The following is a 16,075-nucleotide window of genomic DNA, read 5'->3' as shown; positions in this document are numbered from 1 at the left end:
TTGATTTTGAATTTGTTTAAAATTTACATCAACATAATGAACTTCAGTTATTTATTACAATGAAGTCATTTAAAATATAAAACACAATTTTAAAGAACAATGTTTAATTTATAATAAGAAATGATGAAAAAAATTATTTTATCAATGGTAGTATTATCATTAACAGCCCATGCTTTTGCTCAAACGGGAAGTGTGGGTATTCTCCTAACAATGTGACTCCTGGTATCTATTATAATGATGGTAGCTAATGAAGTACTGTTGTGAATGTTTCTACTTTGAATACTTTAGGTATCCCAAGACCGGCCATTTATCAATTAAATTCCACTATGAATAATTTTTTAAGTACCCAACCTGCTGGGCAGACACAGATTCTTGCTCCTGTATTGGAGATAGCCAACAGTTCAGGCAGTGGGGTTACTTATACGGGAGCTTCTCAGATCACATTTACTCCAGGGCTTTACATGATTACTTTTACGTATGAAGCAGACCATAACAATGGATCCTGCAATCTTTCTTCTTATTTTGTGGATTTTCCGGTTGGGGAGTTCCAGTACTCAAAGGGTACATAGTACAGCATCTCATTCGAGCAGTGCTTCATCAGACCATGGAGGAAGTATTACCTTTACTTCAAGAATCACTTCCAATTATGTATGGAATATTGAGTTGGGAAGAGATTTGTAAAGTAATTTTAGTAAATAAATATAGAATAAAATGCGAAAGGCTATTTATTATCTTGGACTTTTTTAAAGTAATACTTCAAGTTTCTTAAAAACTTTGCATATTAATAGTTCATTCCACATCAGGCGAACCTTAGAATTGCTCAGTTTGTTCATGAGAAATTCGGATTACCAAACGAAAAAATCTTCAACAATATTCAGAAATACGGAAACACAATCGTTGCTTCTATTCCTATTGGCCTAAGTGAAGCGATCGAACAGGGAAAAATAAACAGAGGAGATCTTGTACTTCTTTCAGCATTCGGAAGCGGATTCATGTGGGGAAGTGTTCTGTATAAATTTTATTTTTTTTAATAAATTAATTGATTTTATAGATTTTTTTCGATAAATCGTTGTGTTTTTATTAATTGTTACTGATTTTTATATTTTTTAATATACTTTTGTCTTGGTAATCTATAAACACACAACGAATGAAAAAACACTTATTTTTTGGGACTCTATTATTCTCCTTGTCCCTATATGCTCAAGTTGGTATTAGAACTGCAACCCCTCAAAAAAGCTTACATGTCAATGGCTCTTTACAGGTAGTAGATGAAATAAACGTAGGTGGAAATGCCACGACAGCTGGTTCTTCTGGTACGACAGGACAAATTTTGACTTCCAACGGGCCTGGGACGGCTCCTTCATGGCAGACGCTGAATACAATAAGCGGTACTATCAATAGCGCTTATTATGTGCAGGGAACTACTGCTGCTACAGCTAGTCAGGGAACTACAATTGATGTACCGGGGGCTACGATTACTTTGACGGTACCCGCTGGAAGAACTCAGACTTTTTTATTTACTATTTTAGGATACGCAACCTTAACGGATGGTAATTCAAGTCAGGGCGTTTTTACTCTTTTGCAAAATGGGGTCAAAATTTCTTCAGCATTTGCATCTAAAGCAGGAAGTTTCCCCGGAGGAGCAACGTTGGCAAGTATGCCTGTTCCGGTGACATTTTTGAAATCAGTAAATCTCACAGCAGGAACTTATACTTTTAAAGTTCAATATGCTGCCTGGTCTGGGAATGCTACTGTTAATTTTGTCCCTTCTGGTTATGCAGGCTATAATGGTGATACAGAAGCCATGCTTACTAAGATGCAGGTGCTGGTATATAATAACTAAACATTTTTAAAATAAGACTAAAAACCACAGGCTTTTTTTTAAGTTTTAATTCTTTTATCTCTATATTTTAAATATTTATAAGTGAAGCTTTTGCAATTATAGAATTTATAATATAGTTTGTTTTTTTTTGATTGAAAATATTCATATCGTTGTGAATTTTTGGGTTACTTTTTGTCGTAATTTTATTATGTTAAAAATTCTAAAAACAAAAAAATGAAAAACTATTTATTACTTGGGGCTTTTTTAGTTCCCTTATTTCATGTAGCGCAAGTAGGGATACAAACTTCAACTCCTCAGAAAACCTTACATGTCAATGGTTCATTACAGGTTGTAAATGAAATAAACGTGGGTGGAAATGCCACAACAGCCGGATCAGCAGGAACTTCCGGCCAGATTTTGACTTCTAACGGATCTGCGGTAGCTCCTTCATGGCAAACACTGAATACAATAAGCGGAACAATTAACAATGCTTATTATGTTCAGGGAACTACTGCTGCTACAGCTACTCAGGGAACAACAATTGATGTTCCGGGTGTTACCATTACTTTGACGGTTCCTGCGGGAAAAACTCAGACCTTTTTATTTACTATTTTAGGGTATTCAACATTATTAGACGGCAATTCGAGTCAAGGTGTTTTTATGCTTTTACAAAATGGGGTGAAAATTTCTTCCGCCTTTGCCTCTAAAGCTGGAACTTTCCCCGGAGGAACAGCGTTGTCAAGTATGCCGGTTCCTGTAACTTTTTTGAAATCAGTAACCCTTACAGCAGGAACTTATACTTTTAAAGTTCAATATGCTGCCTGGTCTGGAAGTGCTACTGTTAATTTTGTTCCTTCTACGTATTTGGGGTATAATGGTGATACAGAATCTATGCTTACTAAGATGCAGGTTTTAGTGTATAATAACTAAGCATATATACAATAAATAAAAAACCGCAAAACTGAAGTTTTGCGGTTTTTTTGCTTTTATCAGAGTATCTGTTAAAGACTCTTCAATAGCTTTTCCGTGTCAGAAGAATCCTGTCCGGTACTTTTTGCCAGTTCAATAGACTTTTCAGCCCACATTTTAGCATTTTTCTTATCACCAACTTTATTGTAAAGATTCGCCAAAGTATCTGTATTGGCAAAGTTCTGATCTTTCTTTACAGATTCCTGTGCCCATGTAATGGCTTTTTCCAGAGAAGTCTTATTGCTTACATTTTCAAAGAAGTTCCAGGCAAGAGAATTCAGTTCTTCAGAACCGGCAGCAGTATAATCTTTGTAAAGGTCAAGAATTAGTTTTTCATATTCAGGAATATCTTTATTCTTCAAAGCTCTGTTGGCTTTCATTCTTTTTAAGATCTTGTCAGCTTCCTCTTTGCTTAGGAATTTTTGGGTTTCAGTCATGAAATAGTTATCATCCCATTTCTTAGTATCCGGATTATAGGCTTTTTTAGAAACAGTATTCAGTTTAATATTTTTATCAAACTTTTCATATTTATCTTCCGGGAAGAATTTAACGATATCAGCTTTTTTATCCTGGAAAATTTTGTACAAAGGACTGTCTGTAGTTTGTACTCCCGAAAGTAGCATTTGGATATCTTCCTGATCTAAGCTTGCTTTCTGTTGAAAGTAACGGTTAAGAACTTTCCCGGCAAACTCAGCGTGGTTATACATGGTAAGGCCGGCAAGATTCTTTAAAAACTCAGGATCTTTTTCTCCTTTTTCAAACTGTTGCTTCAGAGAAGTAAGTCTTTTGTTCGGATCTTCTGCGTCTTTTGCAAACTGGATAAAGTCTTTTTCTTCCACATATCCTAAAGTTCGGTGTACAGCTTCACCACTTCCATCAATAAACAGGTAAGTAGGGAACGCTTTTACATTATATTTTTTTGCCAGCTCAATTCCTTCTCCTTTTTCCATGTCAATTTTAGCATTGATAAAGTGAGAATTGTAATATTCTCCTACAGACTGAAGTGGGAAAATATTTTTAACCATCAGTTTACAAGGCCCGCACCATGAAGCATATGCATCAATAAAGACCAGTTTTTTTTCTTTTTTTGCTTTGGCCAGAATAGAGGCAAAATTGCCTTCTTCAAATTTAATTCCCTGCGCCCATGCAAGAGCTCCTATAAAGATTGAGGAAAGTATTGCTATTTTTTTCATAAAAACTTTTTATTCCATGCAAATGTAATAAATATGATGACACATGAGCCGTTCATATTGAAAATAATTATACAGGAACTTTGGTTTTAAAACAGGCATCAGCTTGTATTGAAGATAATCATCTATTATTTTAGTCTTATTATTAAAATTAATGTAAATTACTATTGTGGGTTAAATGATTAAATTTCAATATAATATTTTAATAAAAAATAAAATATCACTAGTTTTGTAAAAAACAAAAAGACACCCCGTGAAAATAATGATGAATTATTATAAAATCAAAATAATAATTTATTTTTCTATGCCTAAAAGTCTTTTGCAATTTTTATTTCTGCTGGCAACAGCAGTCCCCATATTCGCTCAGAAAAAAAATAACTTTGACCTCATCTGTGAGAGGACTTCTTCCGTTACCGCCTATAAAGATTTACCCAAAGCAATCAAAACCGCAGATTCTCTTTATATGAAGGCACAAAAACCTTCAGAGAAAATAAAATGCCTTGTGCTCTCTTCAGAGCTATACCATCATGCAGGTGAACTTAAAAAAGCAATCTGTTACAGTGAAAATGCCCACTCGGTAATCAATCAGATCAATGATCCGGAATGGATGACTGTGGTGACCAGATTACTTGCGAGACAATATAGACAGGTAGGGTTATACGAAAGATCAAAAAAATACATTGTAAAAGGACTTCAGGCTTCAGGTCAGATTGTTGATTTTCAGAAAAGTAGTGAAGCTGCAGGACTGCTGAATCAGGAAATGGCCTTCTATGAAATGGAGATGGGGAATTTTCCCAATGCAATACGTAATATTGAGTCATCTCTGAAATATTTTGAAAAAATAAACAGCCAAAACGAAAACAGAACAGCTGCAGCTTCTTATCAGCTGCTGGGAGATGTCTATTTCAAGCTTAATGATTATTCTGTTTCCGAAGACTATTATCGAAAAGCAGAAGGCCTGCTGAAAAATGGAAGTTGTACACTGGGATTGGTGTATAATGGCTTAGGAGGTATTCGTCTGAAGGAGAAAAACTGGAAAGATGCTGAGTTATATCTTAAAAAAGCAGAAAAGATTGCGGATACATCCAGAAGTCTTAAGCTTAAAAAAGCTGTTTATTCCAATATTAATGATTATTATGAAGGAATTGGAGACAATTTTAAAGCTTCACTATATGCTGTGAAATATATCCGAGCTTATGACAGTATTGCGGCCCGTAATCAAAGTTTTACACCAAAAGGTGCTGAGATTCTGAAAGGAAAGAGTCATAAAAATGATGGGCATATGAATCTGATTAAAAACACAGCTATTATTATTCTGTTTATCTCGCTGGTAGGCTTACTTGTTTTCTTCAGGACAAAGCAGAGAAAGCAGCGTTCAAAATTCAGAAATATTATAAGAGCTCAGTTAAATATGGTCAGTAACAGAACTTATTATCCTTTAGCTCAATCTGACGATGCTGAGTTTTCGAAAATATTTGTGGAAGAAATTGATGAAAAAGATTCTGAAGAAGATCGAAGAAGAAATGATTCCCTGATGACTTCCGAGACAGAATCGAAATTGCTTGAACTGCTTGAAGATTTTGAAAAAGGTGATCTTTATAACAATAAAGGGATGTCTCTGTCTTTTCTTGCAGGTGAATTGAATACCAATACAAAATATCTGTCCTATGTAATCAATCAGCATAAAAATGCAGATTTCAAAACCTATGTAAATCGTTTAAGAATCAATTATATTGTAGATAAGCTGATCAATGATGAGAAGTACAGGCAATATAAGATAAGTATCCTTGCTGACGAATGCGGATTCTCTTCACATAGTAAATTTGCTGCCGTCTTTAAAGCGGTTACAGACCACTCTCCATCAGCCTATATCAAATATCTGGATACTGAAAATCAATCAGACAAAAATGTCCATTTTCCTGAAAATGATTAAAAACAACTTGTTTTTTTTATTCTACCTTACCATTTTCGTGAAAATGAACAACCTATTATTTTAAAGAAAAGCTTTGCTGGTATATCTTTGCGTCAGTTTCACGGGACATGATGTAATTCTGCTGCAGCTTATCATTTTTATTTTCTTCTTTCAAGATAAGAGTAAGCCCAAACTGCAATTCCCTTTTTTTAGCTTTTAAGGAAAATATTCTTCTGATCAGGAATATGAACCATATATTATAATCGGGGTTGATTGCCCGGTTTTTTTTCAGTCAAGTTTTTTTAAGTGCAAATCCACAGATTTCTGTGGATTTGTGATTTTATTTAACTTTCGTACTGTCGGTTTTTACTTTTGAAGTATCAGAGGTTGCGGTTGAAGGTATGGAGTTCGCTACGGCAGAATCACCCATCCTGTTTCTTAAAGAATCTTTATTGTGGGCATCTTTATATTCCTCTCTTTTCTCTTTGTTTTGAGCACAACTTCCAAGGAAAAGAAGTCCAAGAACTGCCCCTATCCATAATTTTCTCATAATAGTTAATTTTGATTGTTGATGTTAATCAAATATAAGGATTAAAAAGATAAAAGATAAAAGATAAAAGATAAAAGATAAAAGATAAAAGATAAAAGATAAAAGATAAAAGATAAAAGATCTTGTTATTAAAATTCAATAGGGCTGGGTTTTAACCCAGCTAAAGATAAATTATCCTTCTGTTGGCTGTAGCCAAAACCAAAAATAAAAGGAATAAATTTTAACTCAAAATGGATAAAATTCTTTTCTTCATAAAAAATAAAAAAATCTGCAGAGCTTTCATCTGCAGATTTTCCATTTTTAGATTGAATGTTATCATTACTACTTGACAGGAGATGTTGCCATAGAATCCCTTTTTATCTTGGTAGTATCAGGATTCGCCATTTTTGTAGTCATGGTGTCAGTAGTAGTAGGCGTCATACTTTTTTGCGTATTACCTACTGCCGCTGAATCCCGGCTACTCGTTGACATTGTCGATTCTTTGGTTCCACAGCTCACTGCAAATATTCCTATTCCAACGGCTGCTAGCAATAACTTTTTCATATTCTTCTATTTTGTGGTGTTGTCGTAATGAAAAAATCAACAATTATTCCTAACAGGGCCTGAAGAATCGTAAAATATCGGTAAAGTTTGTTAAAAGATGTTAGGTAGCAGGTAGCAGGGAATAGGGAATAGGGATTAGGGATTAGGGATTAGGGATTAGGGATTAGGAATTAGGAGTTAGTGGGAGTGTGTTATGGAAATGAAAGTACTTTGTTAACTGCCAGTAACCTTGAACCTTGAACCCGAATTTCTAATCTCGTATCCCACAAAAAAGCCCCGAAACAAAAATTCCGAGGCTGTAAATCATTTATCAATGATCATTGATCATTGATTGTTTATCGTTTATTACCCTAAATATGGATATTTGTAGTTTTTTGGAGAAACAAACGTTTCTTTTACGCTTCTTACAGAGGTCCATCTTAGAAGATTCATTTTAGAACCTGCTTTATCATTAGTTCCTGAAGCTCTACCACCACCGAAAGGCTGTTGTCCTACTACAGCACCAGTTGGTTTATCATTGATGTAGAAGTTACCAGATGCATTCTCTAAAGCTTTGTACGCTTCATTGATTGCGTAACGGTCTTGTGAGAATACAGAACCTGTCAATGAATATGGAGAAGAAGAATCTACTAACTTAAGAGTTTCTTTCCAGTCTTGATCTTCATATACAAATACAGAAAGGATTGGGCCGAAGATCTCTTCTACCATACTTTCGTATTGAGGATTTGTAGTTTCAATTACTGTTGGGTGTACGAACCATCCTTTAGAATCATCCACTTTACCACCAATAGCTACAGTAGCTTCACCTGAAGCGTTTGCTCTGTCGATATATCCTTTACATTTTTCAAAAGAATTTTTATCGATTACAGCGTTTACAAAATTAGAAGTATCTTCCGGAGAACCAATTTTGATGGTGCTCATCTGAGCTTCCATTACTTTTTTCACATCAGCCCAAAGAGATTTAGGTACATAAGCTCTTGAAGCTGCAGAACATTTCTGTCCCTGATATTCGAAAGCACCTCTTACCAATGCAGTCGCTACAGCTTCTACGTTAGCAGAAGGGTGAGCAATAACAAAGTCTTTACCACCAGTTTCTCCAACGATTCTTGGATATGTTCTGTAGTTGTGGATATTATCACCGATCATTTTCCACATTCCCTGGAATACTTTTGTAGACCCTGTAAAGTGAAGACCAGCGAAGTCACGGTGAGCCAATACTTTTTCAGCAGTTTCCTTTCCATCAGTAAAGATCATATTGATAACCCCTGCAGGAAGACCCGCTTCAATTAATACATCCATGATTACTTTTGCAGAATATACCTGCTTGTCAGACGGCTTCCAAACCACTACATTTCCTAACATAGCCATACAAGTAGGAAGGTTTCCAGAAATCGCTGTAAAGTTGAACGGAGTTACCGCAAAGCAGAATCCTTCTAATGGTCTGTATTCAACACGGTTCCAGATTCCATTGTCAGAAACCGGCTGCTCAGCATACATTTCTGTCATGAACTCTACATTGAACCTTAAGAAGTCGATGAATTCACAAGCAGAATCAATTTCAGCCTGGTGTACATTTTTAGACTGCCCGATCATTGTTGCTGCATTAATCACATCTCTGTAAGGACCAGCCAAAAGATCAGCTGCCTTTAAGAAAATTGCTGCACGCTGTTCCCAGCCTAGTTCATTCCATTCTTTTTTAGCTGCCAATGCCGCGTTGATAGCGTCATCCACATGCTGCATACCACCCTGATAGTAGAACCCGAAATCATGAGCATGATCCTGTGGAGACTGAAGTTGTACTTTTGTTTCAGTTTTTACTTCTTTTCCATTGATGATCATTGGGATTTCTACCTTTTCAGCCCACATTTTTTTATACGTGTCGATAAGGCTTTTAACTTCCGGAGATCCCGGTTCGTATGAGTTTACAGGCTCGTTTACCGCTAATGGTACTTGCGAAATTGCTTTTGACATATTACGTTTTATTATTTTATTAAATTAAATAAGATGTGTATACAAATTTACAATAATTATAAAGAAAGAAAAAATACCATCTGTTTTTGTCAAATAAAATATAAAATATGTTTTCTGATAATATTTAAGCTTTTTTTGATGATAGATTTTGTTAAACCCTGGTATGTTTTGATAATTCTTTAGCTTTTAGAAAAAAATGCATCATTTTGTTATAATTATAGGAATTAGGACAATAAAATATTTGTCATAGTTTAAAAACAGTTATTAATTGCTGTAAATAAAGGATTTATGGCAGAGTGTTAAAATTATATAAATTCACATTTGTTGCGATTTTGAACATTTTAAATAATTTTTTTGATAGCCGGAGGGATAAGATTGTTCTAATTTTACACCATTATTAACAGGTATGAAAAAAAGAGTCTTATTTTTCTCTTTTGTGATATTTTTCTCAGCGTTGTGTGCAGGTCTTTTTGCACATAAAGGGAAAACTCAATCATACACTGATGTCCTTTCAAAAATTCATCTTTTACAACAGAAATCTGATCAGCAAACACAACCTGAAATCTATAGTTTTTCAGATGTGCAGGATGTGCAGGATTCCAATGACTGGGAGAAAGTAAAATTTGATTACTCAATACTTGCACAGCAGTGGTTGCACTATTTCTTTGCAGGTTACACTTACAATACACAGGTTGCGGCTGTTCAAAACCGCATTTATATTACAGCACCAAGGTACATTCTGTATCATTCCCTGCAGATAGCGGGCTGCTAATTCTTTTTCAATTTTTAATGATCTGCTATGGTTTGTATTCTCACGAGTACAGACTCATAACAATCATTCCCAATTTACATTTTTGAACATGTCTGTTTGCCTTTACGGAGAGGTGAACCGGATATTGTTTGTCCAATTTTAAATAAAAATATTATGCACTTAACACCGAGAGAAACGGAGAAGCTTATGCTATTTCTGGCAGGCGAACTCGCTCTGAAAAGAAAGGCAAGAGGCCTTAAATTAAACTACCCGGAATCAATAGCTCTGATCAGTCACTTTTTGCTTGAAGGAGCAAGAGATGGTAAAAAAGTAGCTGAACTCATGCAGGAAGGAGCAAACCTTCTTACCAAAGAAGATGTGATGCCAGGCGTTTCAGAAATGATCCATGATGTTCAGATTGAAGCTACTTTCCCTGATGGAACTAAGCTGGTAACCGTACACAATCCAATCCGCTAATACTACTGATTATGATACCAGGAGAAATTTTTGTAAAAGAAGGTACAATTATCTGCAATGAAGGCAGAAAAACTGTAAAAATAAAAGTAACAAACACAGGAGACCGTCCTATTCAGGTAGGTTCACACTTCCATTTTTTTGAAGTCAATAAAGCGATGAGCTTTGACCGTGAAAAAGCTTTCGGAAAGAGATTGAATATCGTAGCAAGTACTGCCGTACGTTTCGAACCGGGAGAAGAAAAAGAAGTGGAACTGGTAGAGATAGGAGGGACCAAAAAAGCAATGGGCTTCAACAATCTTGTTGACGGACAGATAGATTCTGAACAACAAAAAAAAGTAAGCCTTGCAAAAGTTGAAGAGTTAAACTTTAAAAATCATTAAGATGAGCTTACACGTAGACAGAAAACAATACGCCAATATATTAGGTCCTACAGCCGGAGATAAAATCAGATTGGGAGACACTGAAATTATTATTGAAATCGAAAAAGATTTCACGCACTACGGAGACGAAGCTGTTTTCGGAGGAGGAAAAACAGTTCGTGACGGAATGGGACAGAATGTGACAGCTAAAAGAGATGAAGGTGTTTTGGATCTTTGTATCACAGGAGCCGTAATTATTGACCACTGGGGAATTGTAAAAGGAGATATCGGAATCAAAGACGGAAAGATTGTAGGAATCGGAAAAGCCGGAAACCCTGATACGATGGATGGTGTAACACCTAATATGATTATCGGGGCTTCAACGGAAGTTCATGGTGGAAAAGGGTATATCGTAACGGCCGGAGGAATTGACACTCACATTCACTACATCTGCCCTCAACAGATTGAGACATCTCTTTACAGCGGAATTACCACAATGATTGGTGGTGGTACAGGTCCAAATGACGGAACAAATGCTACAACGGTTACTCCCGGAAGGTTCAATATGCAGAAAATGCTTGAAGCAGCAGAAGAATATCCTATGAACCTTGGTTTTTTCGGAAAAGGAAACTGTTCAGCTGAAGAACCTATTGAAGAGCAGGTAGAAGCAGGTGCTTTGGGAGTAAAAATTCACGAAGACTGGGGAGCAACTCCTGCAACCATTGATGCCGCATTGAAAGTAGCTGATAAATATGACGTTCAGGTGGCCATCCACACGGATACTTTGAATGAAGGAGGGTTTCTGGAAGATACCATGAGAGCCATCAATGGAAGGGTAATCCATACTTTCCATACAGAAGGTGCAGGTGGAGGTCACGCACCAGACATCATTAAAGCAGCTATGTATCCGAATGTATTACCGGCTTCTACCAATCCTACACGTCCTTACACCATCAATACCATTGATGAACATTTAGACATGCTGATGGTTTGCCACCATTTGAGCAAAAACATTCCTGAGGATGTAGCGTTTGCAGATTCACGTATTCGTCCCGAAACCATTGCAGCAGAAGATATCCTTCATGATATGGGGGTTTTCAGTATCATGAGTTCAGATTCTCAGGCGATGGGAAGACCGGGAGAAGTGATTACGAGAACATGGCAGACAGCGAGCAAAATGAAAGAGCAGAGAGGTGATCTGGCTGAAGATAAAGATAGCGGAAATGACAATTATCGTGCAAAAAGATATGTGGCTAAATATACCATAAACCCAGCTATAGCACATGGTATTTCGGAATATGTAGGATCCATTGAGGAAGGGAAATTAGCCGATTTAGTAATCTGGAAACCTGCATTATTCGGAGTAAAGCCGGAAATGATTGTAAAAGGAGGATTTGTCATTGCAGCTAAAATGGGAGATCCCAACGCATCTATTCCAACGCCTCAGCCTATTATTTACAGAAATATGTTCGGCGCTCACGGAAAAGCCAAGTTTGGTACTTGCGCGAACTTCGTTTCTCAGATTTCTATCGACAACGGAACAATCGCTTCTTACAAACTGGAAAAAATGATTCTTCCGGTGAAAAACTGTAGAAATATTGGTAAAAAAGACCTTATTCACAATGATAAGACGCCTTTAATTGAAGTGAATCCTGAAAACTATAAAGTAACGGTAGACGGTGAATACATCACTTGTGAACCGGCAGAGACACTTCCTTTAACACAGCTGTATTACTTGTTCTAAGATAAATTTTACGAATAAAACCTAATAGGTTTCAAAAACCTGTTAGGTTTATTAAACAACAAAAAAAGATTTATCAGACCATATTGTAAAACAATTATAGAACTCTAAGTGTAGAATGAAATATTTAAATAAAACAGTTTTTTCTCTTGCCATAACGGGTATGTCTATACTTTCAGGACATCTGAATGCTCAGTTTCTGGGTGGTCACAGGCTTAAAAGTGATGAAGACGGACCCAAAGGACAGTTTATGGTGTATGGTTCATTAGACTATTCTAAAATTACAACACCGTCAAGCAGCAGCAGTACTGTTTCCAGTGCACCGCTTGGAGTAGGCTACTTCATCAATAATAATGATCTTATAGGGGTTAATTATGCTTACTCGCAGAATACTGTGGACCACAATGTAGTATACAAACAAAATGAAGCAGGAATCTGGTATAGTCCTTCGGTAATGCTTGGAAAATATTTTGTGTTGATTGGTCAGGTGGATGCCCACTATGTTTGGGGACAACAACTTTCGACAGCAGCGGATGCTATGCAGAATTTTAACGGATTCCGCCTTCGTGCTTATCCTTTGATCGGAATCGTATTAGGAGGAGGCTGGGCACTGAAATTCAAATTCGCAGAACTTTCAATGCTTCAGACCAAAACAAAAGAAGAAGGCTGGACAAAAAGCTATGTAGCCGGAATCAGTGGTTCAACATTCGGGGTAGGAATCTCCAAAAACTTAGACTTCAGAAAAAAAACGAAAAATGATAATTAATCAAATCATAGGCAATATTGCTGAAAATCCTTCGGAGAAAACCATAGACTATCTTGATCTGGAATGGTTTGAAACCACCAAAAGAATCCAGCGTAAAAAAACCAGACAGGGAATTGATATTGCCATCAAATTTCTCAGAGAAGGGCAACGATTACGTGAAGGAGATATTCTTTTTGAGGATGCAGAAAAAATAATAGCAATCAATGTTCTGGAAACAGAAGCCATTGTGATGTCACCAGCTTCACTGCTGGAAATGGGTACCGTGTGCTATGAGATCGGAAACAAACATATTCCGCTTTTCATTCAGAATAATAAAGTATTACTTCCTTTTGAAATGCCGATGTTCAGATGGCTGGAGGCAAGCGGTTTCAAACCGGAAAAACAATCTGTGAAACTGCTGAATCTTCTTAAATCGAATGTAGAACCTCATGGACACGGAAGTCTGGGCTCCACAATCTTTACAAAAATCTTAAAAATGGCCGCTCCGAAAGATGAATAATATGAATATCAATTTCTTATCAGGATTGCTTCATCTCGCAGATCCTACACTTCCTATCGGAGGCTATACCCATTCCAACGGACTTGAAACGTATGTGCAGGAAAGAATTGTACATGATCTGGCAACCGCGAAAGAATTTGTACAGAATATGCTTCAGTACAATCTTAAATTCAATGACGGAGCTTTTGTAAAACTGGCTTATGAAGCGGCAAAAAAGGGAGATATACAGCAGCTTTTAGAACTGGATAACGAATGTAATGCGATAAAATGTCCAAAGGAAATTCGCCAGGCGAGCCAGAAACTGGGACTCAGACTGATTAAAATCTTCAAAAGAAGAGAAAGTTTTTCTTTTATGGAAGCTTTTGAGAAAGCCGTTCAGCATAAAGAAGCCAATTCTCATTACTGTATTGTATTTGGAGTGTATGCTTATCTGATGAAAATTCCTTTGTATGAAGCACTTTTAGGGTTCTATTACACTTCGGTTGCGGGAATGATTACCAATGCTGTAAAACTAGTTCCTCTTGGGCAATTGGACGGACAAGATATTTTATTCTCACTATATCCCGTAATGGAAAAGACAGTCTGGGAAACCATGGAGTTGGACAGGGATATGGTGGGACTTTGTAATACCGCTTTTGATATCAGATGTATGCAGCATGAAAGATTGTATTCAAGACTTTATATGTCCTAAAAAGTAAAAATAAATGACAAAAAGGGGGGAAGGCAAAAGATAAAAGAAGATTGGGAAAGCTAAGAAAATGAAGAAACGCAAGACCCAATGAATATGCTTCTTAGCCGAATGAAATGCCTTTGAATCCCTTACAATATTCTCAATTAAAAAAAATATATACGTGAAACAAGGTGCTCTTTGCTAAGTGAAACGCCCTTGCGATTGTAAAATATTCACAATAAAGAAAACTTAGCGCGCCTGGCGTTAAGAATTCAATCAAAATTTTTTAAAAAAATGGAAAACAGAAAATACATAAAAGTAGGAGTAGCAGGCCCTGTAGGTTCAGGAAAAACTGCACTATTAGAACGTTTAAGCAGAAAATTATTCGGAACTTATGATCTTGGAGTCATCACGAATGATATTTATACCAAAGAAGACGCTGAATTTATGGCGAAAAACAGTCTTCTTCCCCACGACAGAATTATCGGAGTAGAAACAGGAGGTTGCCCCCACACCGCCATCCGTGAAGATGCAAGTATGAACCTTGAAGCCGTAGATGAGCTGGCAGCACGTTTCCCGGAAATCGAATTGGTTTTGATTGAAAGTGGTGGAGATAACCTTTCAGCGACATTCAGCCCGGACCTTGCTGACGTTACTATTTTCATCATTGACGTAGCAGAAGGAGAAAAAATACCTAGAAAAGGTGGTCCCGGTATTACAAGATCAGACTTATTGATCATCAATAAAATTGACCTTGCTCCTCACGTAGGTGCCAGCCTTGAAGTCATGGAAAATGATGCCCGAAGAATGAGAAAAGGAAATCCGTTCGTGTTCACCAACCTGAAAACAGATGAAGGACTGGATAAAGTAATAGGTTGGATTAAAAAATATGCTCTTTTAGAAGAAATTGAAGAACCGAATTTGGTAAGATAAATGGATAGTCATTTAAAAATTATTGCAGGATTCAAGGGAGGAGAATCCTATGTGAAAGATCTTTATGTCTCACTTCCTTTCAGAGTGGTTTCTGTAGGACAGCGAAAAAGTGACAAAAAGCTCTATCAGATGGTAATGAGCTCCTCTCCGGGAATTCTGGATGGAGATCACTATCAGTTGGAGGTTACCCTTGAAAAAGGAGCAGCGCTGCAGTTACAGTCACAATCCTACCAAAGGCTTTTCAACATGCAGGACAAAGCGCTTCAGGAACTCAATGTTTCTATGGAAGATGAAACTTCTTTCGCTTATGTTCCTCATCCAATTGTTCCTCACGAAGATTCAAACTTTAAGAGTAAAGCCAATATTCATATCGGGAAAAACAGTCAGATCATCATCAGTGAGATTATTACCTGTGGTAGAAAACATTATGGAGAGGTTTTTAAACTGAAACGTTTTCAGAATGTGATGGAAATCTACCACAACAATAAACTGGTAGTGAAAGATAATGTCCTGATCCAGCCTGATATGATCCCAATCAACAGCATCGGAAATCTGGAACAATATACCCACCAGGGAACCCTTATTTTTTACAGTACGAAAGAAAATGTAGATAAAACCGGATTGATTGAGGAGATTGTTGAAGCTGCAACACAGCATCATGAAGAAATGGAAGTGGGTGTTTCCGCTATGGAAGATAATGGTTTTGTAGTAAGAGCTTTGGGACATGGCGGAGAAATGATGTACAACTTTTTCCTTCATATTCAGGAAATCCTATGGTCGTTGGAGTAAAAGGATCCTCATATTGATTCATTTACAAAATTTGCGAGAAGCATATTCAATAGAAGTGGGCTTTAGCCCGCTTAATAGAAAGAAATCTTCCACTGGCTTTAGCCAAAACTTAATAAAGAATCTGAAATAACAG

17 protein-coding genes and 1 pseudogene are annotated in these 16,075 nt (G+C 36.7%); 14 read left to right on the top strand and 4 right to left on the bottom strand.

Annotated features, from left to right (window positions below):
* The first annotated feature begins 326 nt into the window (after positions 1 to 326).
* The 4 genes and pseudogenes from BUE84_RS16015 (at position 327) to BUE84_RS16000 (ending at position 2,752) form a co-directional block, all read left to right on the top strand.
* Positions 327 to 569 (top strand): hypothetical protein, encoded by a 243-nt coding sequence (locus BUE84_RS16015; protein WP_079242539.1) that lies wholly within the window; start codon positions 327 to 329, stop codon positions 567 to 569.
* A 222-nt stretch (positions 570 to 791) separates the two neighbouring features.
* A pseudogene (locus BUE84_RS16010) lies at positions 792 to 1,031 on the top strand (3-oxoacyl-ACP synthase III family protein); the annotation flags it as partial.
* Positions 1,032 to 1,147: 116 nt separating this feature from the next.
* On the top strand, positions 1,148 to 1,843 hold the full coding sequence (locus BUE84_RS16005) for a hypothetical protein (RefSeq protein WP_079242538.1): 696 nt from the start codon (positions 1,148 to 1,150) through the stop codon (positions 1,841 to 1,843).
* 213 nt (positions 1,844 to 2,056) lie between these two features.
* Positions 2,057 to 2,752 carry a hypothetical protein gene (locus BUE84_RS16000; RefSeq protein WP_079242537.1) on the top strand — a complete coding sequence of 232 codons (696 nt, stop codon included), beginning with the start codon at positions 2,057 to 2,059 and terminating at the stop codon, positions 2,750 to 2,752.
* Positions 2,753 to 2,823: 71 nt separating this feature from the next.
* On the opposite strand, the gene BUE84_RS15995 is transcribed toward BUE84_RS16000, so the two are convergent.
* Complete coding sequence (locus BUE84_RS15995; RefSeq protein WP_079242536.1) at positions 2,824 to 3,984, bottom strand: thioredoxin family protein; 1,161 nt, start codon at positions 3,982 to 3,984, stop codon at positions 2,824 to 2,826.
* A gap of 301 nt (positions 3,985 to 4,285) precedes the next feature.
* Between BUE84_RS15995 and BUE84_RS15990 the strand changes: the two genes are divergently transcribed.
* Positions 4,286 to 5,914 carry an AraC family transcriptional regulator gene (locus BUE84_RS15990; protein ID WP_158521374.1) on the top strand — a complete coding sequence of 543 codons (1,629 nt, stop codon included), beginning with the start codon at positions 4,286 to 4,288 and terminating at the stop codon, positions 5,912 to 5,914.
* Positions 5,915 to 6,233: 319 nt separating this feature from the next.
* Here BUE84_RS15990 and BUE84_RS15985 read toward each other — a convergent pair whose 3' ends face one another.
* The 3 genes from BUE84_RS15985 to pruA form a co-directional block, all read right to left on the bottom strand.
* Entirely contained in the window at positions 6,234 to 6,443 is a 210-nt protein-coding gene (locus BUE84_RS15985) for a hypothetical protein (RefSeq protein WP_079242534.1), read from the bottom strand.
* Positions 6,444 to 6,764: 321 nt separating this feature from the next.
* The gene (locus BUE84_RS15980; protein ID WP_238594271.1) at positions 6,765 to 6,914 is read right to left on the bottom strand and encodes a hypothetical protein; all 150 of its coding nucleotides are present in this window, start codon (positions 6,912 to 6,914) and stop codon (positions 6,765 to 6,767) included.
* A gap of 417 nt (positions 6,915 to 7,331) precedes the next feature.
* Complete coding sequence (gene pruA / locus BUE84_RS15975) at positions 7,332 to 8,957, bottom strand: L-glutamate gamma-semialdehyde dehydrogenase (protein ID WP_079242532.1); 1,626 nt, start codon at positions 8,955 to 8,957, stop codon at positions 7,332 to 7,334.
* Positions 8,958 to 9,363: 406 nt separating this feature from the next.
* Here pruA and BUE84_RS15970 point away from each other — a divergent pair, with 406 nt between their 5' ends.
* The 9 genes from BUE84_RS15970 to BUE84_RS15930 all read left to right on the top strand — a co-directional run bounded on the left by BUE84_RS15970 (position 9,364) and on the right by BUE84_RS15930 (position 15,942).
* Positions 9,364 to 9,729 (top strand): hypothetical protein, encoded by a 366-nt coding sequence (locus BUE84_RS15970; protein ID WP_034697262.1) that lies wholly within the window; start codon positions 9,364 to 9,366, stop codon positions 9,727 to 9,729.
* Positions 9,730 to 9,882: 153 nt separating this feature from the next.
* Positions 9,883 to 10,185 (top strand): urease subunit gamma, encoded by a 303-nt coding sequence (ureA, locus tag BUE84_RS15965; RefSeq protein ID WP_034697260.1) that lies wholly within the window; start codon positions 9,883 to 9,885, stop codon positions 10,183 to 10,185.
* A gap of 11 nt (positions 10,186 to 10,196) precedes the next feature.
* Entirely contained in the window at positions 10,197 to 10,565 is a 369-nt protein-coding gene (ureB, locus tag BUE84_RS15960) for an urease subunit beta (protein ID WP_079242531.1), read from the top strand.
* A 1-nt stretch (position 10,566) separates the two neighbouring features.
* Complete coding sequence (gene ureC, locus BUE84_RS15955; RefSeq protein ID WP_079242530.1) at positions 10,567 to 12,288, top strand: urease subunit alpha; 1,722 nt, start codon at positions 10,567 to 10,569, stop codon at positions 12,286 to 12,288.
* Between the two features lie 115 nt (positions 12,289 to 12,403).
* On the top strand, positions 12,404 to 13,051 hold the full coding sequence (locus BUE84_RS15950) for a hypothetical protein (RefSeq protein WP_079242529.1): 648 nt from the start codon (positions 12,404 to 12,406) through the stop codon (positions 13,049 to 13,051).
* Positions 13,041 to 13,550: an urease accessory protein UreE gene (gene ureE / locus BUE84_RS15945; RefSeq protein WP_079242528.1), complete on the top strand. Its 510-nt coding sequence runs from the start codon at positions 13,041 to 13,043 to the stop codon at positions 13,548 to 13,550. The genes BUE84_RS15950 and ureE overlap by 11 nt, the downstream gene beginning before the upstream one ends.
* 1 nt (position 13,551) lies before the next feature.
* On the top strand, positions 13,552 to 14,241 hold the full coding sequence (locus BUE84_RS15940) for an urease accessory protein UreF (RefSeq protein WP_079243961.1): 690 nt from the start codon (positions 13,552 to 13,554) through the stop codon (positions 14,239 to 14,241).
* Between the two features lie 273 nt (positions 14,242 to 14,514).
* Positions 14,515 to 15,153 (top strand): urease accessory protein UreG, encoded by a 639-nt coding sequence (ureG, locus tag BUE84_RS15935; protein WP_034697252.1) that lies wholly within the window; start codon positions 14,515 to 14,517, stop codon positions 15,151 to 15,153.
* The gene (locus tag BUE84_RS15930; protein ID WP_079242527.1) at positions 15,154 to 15,942 is read left to right on the top strand and encodes an urease accessory protein UreD; all 789 of its coding nucleotides are present in this window, start codon (positions 15,154 to 15,156) and stop codon (positions 15,940 to 15,942) included.
* Positions 15,943 to 16,075: the final 133 nt, after the last annotated feature.

Source organism: Chryseobacterium indologenes (assembly GCF_002025665.1).
GTDB classification, from domain to species: Bacteria; Bacteroidota; Bacteroidia; order Flavobacteriales; family Weeksellaceae; genus Chryseobacterium; species Chryseobacterium metallicongregator.
The sequence above is the reverse complement of the archived record's forward strand: the minus strand, read 5'-3'. Positions and strand labels throughout refer to the sequence as shown.

What these genes read in the sequence shown, in the direction of transcription:
- BUE84_RS16015 (WP_079242539.1), top strand. Translation starts at nt 327, where the DNA reads ATGAATAATTTTTTAAGTACCCAACCTGCTGGGCAGACACAGATTCTT.
- BUE84_RS16005 (WP_079242538.1), top strand. Translation starts at nt 1,148, where the DNA reads ATGAAAAAACACTTATTTTTTGGGACTCTATTATTCTCCTTGTCCCTA.
- BUE84_RS16000 (WP_079242537.1), top strand. Translation starts at nt 2,057, where the DNA reads ATGAAAAACTATTTATTACTTGGGGCTTTTTTAGTTCCCTTATTTCAT.
- BUE84_RS15995 (WP_079242536.1), bottom strand. Translation starts at nt 3,984, where the DNA reads ATGAAAAAAATAGCAATACTTTCCTCAATCTTTATAGGAGCTCTTGCA.
- BUE84_RS15990 (WP_158521374.1), top strand. Translation starts at nt 4,286, where the DNA reads ATGCCTAAAAGTCTTTTGCAATTTTTATTTCTGCTGGCAACAGCAGTC.
- BUE84_RS15985 (WP_079242534.1), bottom strand. Translation starts at nt 6,443, where the DNA reads ATGAGAAAATTATGGATAGGGGCAGTTCTTGGACTTCTTTTCCTTGGA.
- BUE84_RS15980 (WP_238594271.1), bottom strand. Translation starts at nt 6,914, where the DNA reads ATGTCAACGAGTAGCCGGGATTCAGCGGCAGTAGGTAATACGCAAAAA.
- pruA (WP_079242532.1), bottom strand. Translation starts at nt 8,957, where the DNA reads ATGTCAAAAGCAATTTCGCAAGTACCATTAGCGGTAAACGAGCCTGTA.
- BUE84_RS15970 (WP_034697262.1), top strand. Translation starts at nt 9,364, where the DNA reads ATGAAAAAAAGAGTCTTATTTTTCTCTTTTGTGATATTTTTCTCAGCG.
- ureA (WP_034697260.1), top strand. Translation starts at nt 9,883, where the DNA reads ATGCACTTAACACCGAGAGAAACGGAGAAGCTTATGCTATTTCTGGCA.
- ureB (WP_079242531.1), top strand. Translation starts at nt 10,197, where the DNA reads ATGATACCAGGAGAAATTTTTGTAAAAGAAGGTACAATTATCTGCAAT.
- ureC (WP_079242530.1), top strand. Translation starts at nt 10,567, where the DNA reads ATGAGCTTACACGTAGACAGAAAACAATACGCCAATATATTAGGTCCT.
- BUE84_RS15950 (WP_079242529.1), top strand. Translation starts at nt 12,404, where the DNA reads ATGAAATATTTAAATAAAACAGTTTTTTCTCTTGCCATAACGGGTATG.
- ureE (WP_079242528.1), top strand. Translation starts at nt 13,041, where the DNA reads ATGATAATTAATCAAATCATAGGCAATATTGCTGAAAATCCTTCGGAG.
- BUE84_RS15940 (WP_079243961.1), top strand. Translation starts at nt 13,552, where the DNA reads ATGAATATCAATTTCTTATCAGGATTGCTTCATCTCGCAGATCCTACA.
- ureG (WP_034697252.1), top strand. Translation starts at nt 14,515, where the DNA reads ATGGAAAACAGAAAATACATAAAAGTAGGAGTAGCAGGCCCTGTAGGT.
- BUE84_RS15930 (WP_079242527.1), top strand. Translation starts at nt 15,154, where the DNA reads ATGGATAGTCATTTAAAAATTATTGCAGGATTCAAGGGAGGAGAATCC.